This is a genomic window from Synechococcus sp. CCY9201 (assembly GCF_034931105.1).
In the GTDB taxonomy this organism is placed as follows: domain Bacteria; phylum Cyanobacteriota; class Cyanobacteriia; order PCC-6307; family Cyanobiaceae; genus CBW1002.
Genome location: NZ_JAYGIC010000079.1, coordinates 1 through 4,590 on the forward strand (window position 1 = coordinate 1; position 4,590 = coordinate 4,590).

Below are 4,590 nucleotides of genomic sequence, written 5' to 3' on the forward strand. Positions count from 1 at the left end.
CGGTGGCGCCCGTCAGCCGACCGGCGGCCCCGTCGCGCGCCACGCCCCGACCGGTGCCGGTGCGTCGTCCTCTCTCCGGGGGTGAGTGGTTCGCCCTGCTGTTGCTGGGGTGTGCCCTGGTGCTGAGTCTGGTGCTGGGCCTGGGGCTGGCCTGGGCCCGGGGGGTGGAGATGATCCAGCGCCCCAGCTGGTGGGTGGAGGCGGCCCCACTCCCACCGGTCAAAGCAGCCACAGCGCAGCCTGGCGAGCGACCTGCGTCGCAGACTGAGGGCACCGCCGCAGCCCTTCACGACGATGGCGAGCCCGATTCCTCCCGAGATCCCTCTCTACAAGCACCCCTTGCCCCGACTGGAGGAGTGGCTGCGCCAGCTGGGCGGGAGCCAGTCGCGGACGGATCCATCCCAGTGGGATCTGCACCAGCCCCGCTGGAGCGCCCAGATCGTGCTGGAAGTTGACGAACTCAAGGTGACCTGGCACCAGGAGGGTCAGCAGAGCGTGCGGCACTTCCCCTACGGACTGCCCCGCGCCGATGTGGAGGCGGCGATCCTGGCTGGGCCCTGAAGGGCACCCGCAGGCTCAGCCCTCGTCGAGCGCCGTGGCGATGGCGGCGTAGCACGCGTCCAGTTCCGCCGCCTCCATGCACAGGGGCGGCATCAGATACACCACGGAACCCAGGGGCCGCAGAAACACCCCGTGCTCCCGCACTCGCCGTGCCAGCTCCTTGCCGGCCGGATTGAAATAACTGGCCGGTTCGGCCCCCAGATCGAAGGCAGCGATGCCGCCCAGAAGTCGGGGCCGCTTCACCTGCTGATGGGCCGCCAGCCGTTCCAGATGGGGGCGGTGGCGTTCTTCGATTCCCCGGTAGCGATCGGGGTTCTCCTCCAGCAGATCGAGGCTGGCCAGGGCGGCGACGCAGCCGAGCGGATTGCCGGTGAAGCTGTGGCCATGGAAGAAGGTGAGCTCCGGCTGATTCCCCACGAATCCCTCGAACAGCCCTTCGCGGGCCATGGTCACCCCCATCGGCAGGAAGCCACCGGTGAGGCCCTTGGAGAGGGCCATCAGGTCGGGCTGGATGCCGGCCCGCTGGCTGGCGAACAGGGCCCCGCAGCGGCCGAAGCCGGTGAGCACCTCATCGGCGATCAACAGGGCGCCGGCCTGCCGCACTCGCTGTTCCACGGCTTGCAGGAAGGCCGGCCGCACCATCGCCATGCCGCTGGCCCCCTGCACCAGCGGCTCGAGAATCACGGCGGCGGTCGGGGTTTCCAGCAGGCTGTCGAGCTGCTGCAGGGCCTCCTGCTCGCGGGCCTCCACCGTGGCGTCAGCCCACCAGGTGGCGGGCCAGGGGGCGCGGGCTACGTGGAACAGCAACGGCTCGAACGCTGCTGAGAAGGCGGAGCGTTCCCCCACCGCCATGGCCCCGAAGGTGTCGCCGTGGTAGGCCCCGCTGAAGGCGATCAGCTGGGAGCGCTGCTCACCGCGGTTGTGCCACCACTGCCAGGCGATCTTGAGGGCCACCTCCACGGCGGTGGAGCCGTTGTCTGAGAAGAAGAGGCGGTCCAGCCCCGTGACGGCGCTGAGCCGTTCGGCCAGCCGTTCGGCCGGGGGGTGGCGGAAATTGGCGAAGATCACCTGCTCGAGGGTGACGGCCTGGGTGGCGATCGCCGCGGCGATGCGCGGTTCGGCGTGACCGTGCAGGGTCACCCACCAGCTGCTGATCGCGTCGATCAGGCGACGACCATCCTCCAGTTCCAGCCAGACGCCTTTGCCGGCAACCACCCGCAGCGGTGGCTCGGCCGTGGCCACCTGAGTGGTGGGATGCCAGAGATTGGGATGCCAGGAAGAGCCAGGAGAGGCCACCGGATCCAGACACTCAGGGAGTTGGGTTCCGTTCATCCGGATCGGCATGGTGCGGCTGTGCTGCCAGGAATTCAAAGCACAACCGAATGGTGGTCCTCCTCATTCCCTGATGTCATGGCTGACTGGGATCCTCGACCGCTGGATGCGGATGTCTGCCTGGAAGCGGGAGGGACCCGTGGGATCAGCGGCAGACTTCAGAACTTTTTTCTCCGCTGGTGCTCAGGGGTCCGCAACTGAACCAGCGGACAGTCCGCACTTCAATGTCGGTGAAGAGCACCAGGATGGCTCCGCAAAGAACGGCGACGGCACCGCTGATCAAGAGGTGTTTCTTGCCCATTGGGCCAGCTTACGGGGCAGCTCGGAACGCTGCCACTGTCGTTGCAGGCCGCTGGCCTCCAGGGGGTCGAGCGGCGGCAGCTCCGCCAGTACCGGCACACCCCCCAGTTCTTCGAGGGTGCGGGGGTTGTCGGGATGGAGGGGGCCGTTCAGCACCAGCCCCAGCACCGGGATCCGCCTGGCCCGCAGGGCTTCGAGCGAGAGCAGAGTGTGGTTGAGGGTGCCCAGGCCGCTGCGGGCCACCAGCAGCACCGGCAGCCCCCAGCGTTGAACCTGCTCGATCTGCAGCCAGTCGCGGCGCAGCGGCACCAGCAGACCACCGGCGGTTTCCACGACCAGGGCTCCCGCGCCGGCGGGCAACCTGAGCCGCTCGGGGTCGATCGTGAGGCCCTGTCGCTCGGCGGCCCAATGGGGTGAGACCGGTGCCTGCAGCCGGTAGGCCTCGGGCAGAAGCCGTTCCGGGGGCAGATGCAGCAGATCCTGCACCCGGCCCCGATCCCCCTCGCCGTCCAGGCCGCTCTGCACCGGTTTCCAGTAGCGGGCCCCCAGGCCCTGCACCACCAGGGCACTCACCACCGTCTTGCCCACGTCGGTGTCGGTGCCGCAGATCACCAGGCCACTGCGGTTCTCTTCGGCGTCGTAGTTCGCTGTTTCGCTGGCCGTGCCTGGGTCGGTGCTGGATGGGTCGTGGCGGTGGATGGCGGGCATCGTGTTGACGAAGACAGCGTCACTGCGTGCAGAACCGCAGCAGCACGCGTGATTCTGCTCAGCGCCCCCCGTCAGCTGCCCTCGTCAGCTGCCCCCGGCAGTGGGGCGAGAGCCGAGCAGCAGCAACACCTCCCAAGTGAGGCCGGGTTGCTTCCAGTGGCGCAGCAGCCGTCGCAGCTGCACCGGGGACAGTGGCGCGCTGCGGCTGGCTCCGGCGCCAAGGGTGCGCATCCGTCCCAGGGCCTCGCGCCCGTCGACGCACGGCCGCTGAAAGTGGAGCACCTGGGAGTGCCGCAGCACCAGTCCGCCACGCTCGGTCGCGGCGAACAGCTCCGCTGCGTTCGGCAGGATCAGGGCCGTGCAGGGCACGGCGGCGGCGGCGGCGGCGGCGCGCCATTGGGGAAAGCTGCCGCTGGTGGGCACCGCCAGGGCCAGCCAGCCGTCTGGCACGAGGCTGTGGCACCAGCTTTCCAGCTGCTCCGCCGGGTGCTCCAGCCACTGCAGCGCGAAGCTGGAGACCAGCAGGGCCGCCGGCTCTACCTCCGCTGGCAGCCCGCGCTCGAGATCCCAGCCCCGCTGCTCCTGGCCGTTGGCCAGTGGGTTGCGGGCCAGCAGTTCGGGGCAGAGATCGATCTGCTGCAGCCGGGGCGAGCCGTAAGACGAGGGCCATTGCTCCAGCAGGGCCCGGCTGAGCAGCCCGGTGCCGGCGCCGAGGTCTGCTCTGGGGCCTGGCGGCAGCGGCAGCTCGCGGCAGTGGTGTGCCAGCCGCCAAGCCACCGCGCGCTGCAGATGGGCCGCCTGGTCGTAGTCGCTGGCTCCACCGGCGAATCGCTGCCGCACCTGCGAGCCGAATCGCGTCGCCGCTGTCGTGCCGAAGGCCGCGGCATCCGTCATTCGGCAGACCCAGCCGGTACCGGCTCCGAGGCCGATGCACCGCTCCCCCCTGCCTGGCCCCACGGGCACTGCCTGGCCTCCAGCCAGCTGAACACCAACGGCTCCACGTTGGTCTGCAGCAGGCTGTGGCCGGCGCCGGGCAGTACCTCCACCGCGGCTGTGGGAAGGGCGTCGCACAGCAGGGTCCGGGCGGCGGGCACCACGATCCGATCGGCCTCCGCCTCCACGATCAGCACCTGGGCCGCAGCGGGAAATCCGGTCGGCAGGCCGTCGCAGTGTTCCAGTCGTTCCAGGTCATCGAGCAGGCGCCGGCAGCCTGCGGGGGTGATCGGGTCTCTTTCCGGTCCGGGGGGCAGCAGGGCTGCATCAGCAGGATCGGCCGCTTGCTGCAGAAAGGCCGCGAGCATGCTCTGAACGGCACGCTCGCTGCTCTCCTTGCCACTGGTCAGGTGGGCCTGCAGCGGCGCCGCCATACCGGCCAGCCCCCGCTGCAGCCGCCGGCGATCGCGGCCCTCCGGCACGAAGCACCCGAAACTGGCCAGCAGCACCACCAGATCGGCGGCTGCCAGCACGGTCGCCGGCACCAGGTGGGGGCCGAGGGAGTGGCCGATCAGCACGCGGGGCCTGGCCGCGGCCGCGCCGCTTGTGATCCAGGTGGGTTGCAGTGGCGGTAGGGAGCCGTAGCCCCGTTCGCCGCTCTGCCATTGCCAGCCCCGCTGCTCCGCCAGCTGCCGCCAGGGTTCCCAGGCCCGGCTGTCGCCGCCCCAGCCGTGCATGGCGATCACCTGGAGGGTC

At 70.3% G+C, this 4,590-nt stretch carries 6 protein-coding genes; 1 reads left to right on the forward strand and 5 read right to left on the reverse strand.

Annotated elements, in window-relative coordinates; genetic code table 11:
* Positions 1–232: hypothetical protein (locus tag VB716_RS07850; RefSeq protein WP_323249073.1), on the reverse strand; the 232-nt coding region annotated here is incomplete at its 3' end.
* Positions 233–294: 62 nt separating this feature from the next.
* Here VB716_RS07850 and VB716_RS07855 point away from each other — a divergent pair.
* On the forward strand, positions 295–561 hold the full coding sequence (locus VB716_RS07855) for a DUF3143 domain-containing protein (RefSeq protein ID WP_197156874.1): 267 nt from the start codon (positions 295–297) through the stop codon (positions 559–561).
* Between the two features lie 15 nt (positions 562–576).
* On the opposite strand, the gene bioA is transcribed toward VB716_RS07855, so the two are convergent.
* The 4 genes from bioA to VB716_RS07875 all read right to left on the reverse strand — a co-directional run.
* Complete coding sequence (gene bioA, locus VB716_RS07860) at positions 577–1,893, reverse strand: adenosylmethionine--8-amino-7-oxononanoate transaminase (protein ID WP_197158890.1); 1,317 nt, start codon at positions 1,891–1,893, stop codon at positions 577–579.
* 279 nt (positions 1,894–2,172) lie between these two features.
* Positions 2,173–2,901, reverse strand: a complete 729-nt coding sequence (gene bioD / locus VB716_RS07865) for a dethiobiotin synthase (protein WP_323270177.1) — start codon at positions 2,899–2,901, stop codon at positions 2,173–2,175.
* A gap of 84 nt (positions 2,902–2,985) precedes the next feature.
* On the reverse strand, positions 2,986–3,795 hold the full coding sequence (locus VB716_RS07870) for a methyltransferase domain-containing protein (protein WP_322758410.1): 810 nt from the start codon (positions 3,793–3,795) through the stop codon (positions 2,986–2,988).
* Positions 3,792–4,590, reverse strand: a 799-nt coding sequence (locus tag VB716_RS07875; RefSeq protein WP_323270178.1) for an alpha/beta hydrolase, incomplete at its 5' end; no start/stop codon positions are given. The genes VB716_RS07870 and VB716_RS07875, both read right to left, overlap by 4 nt.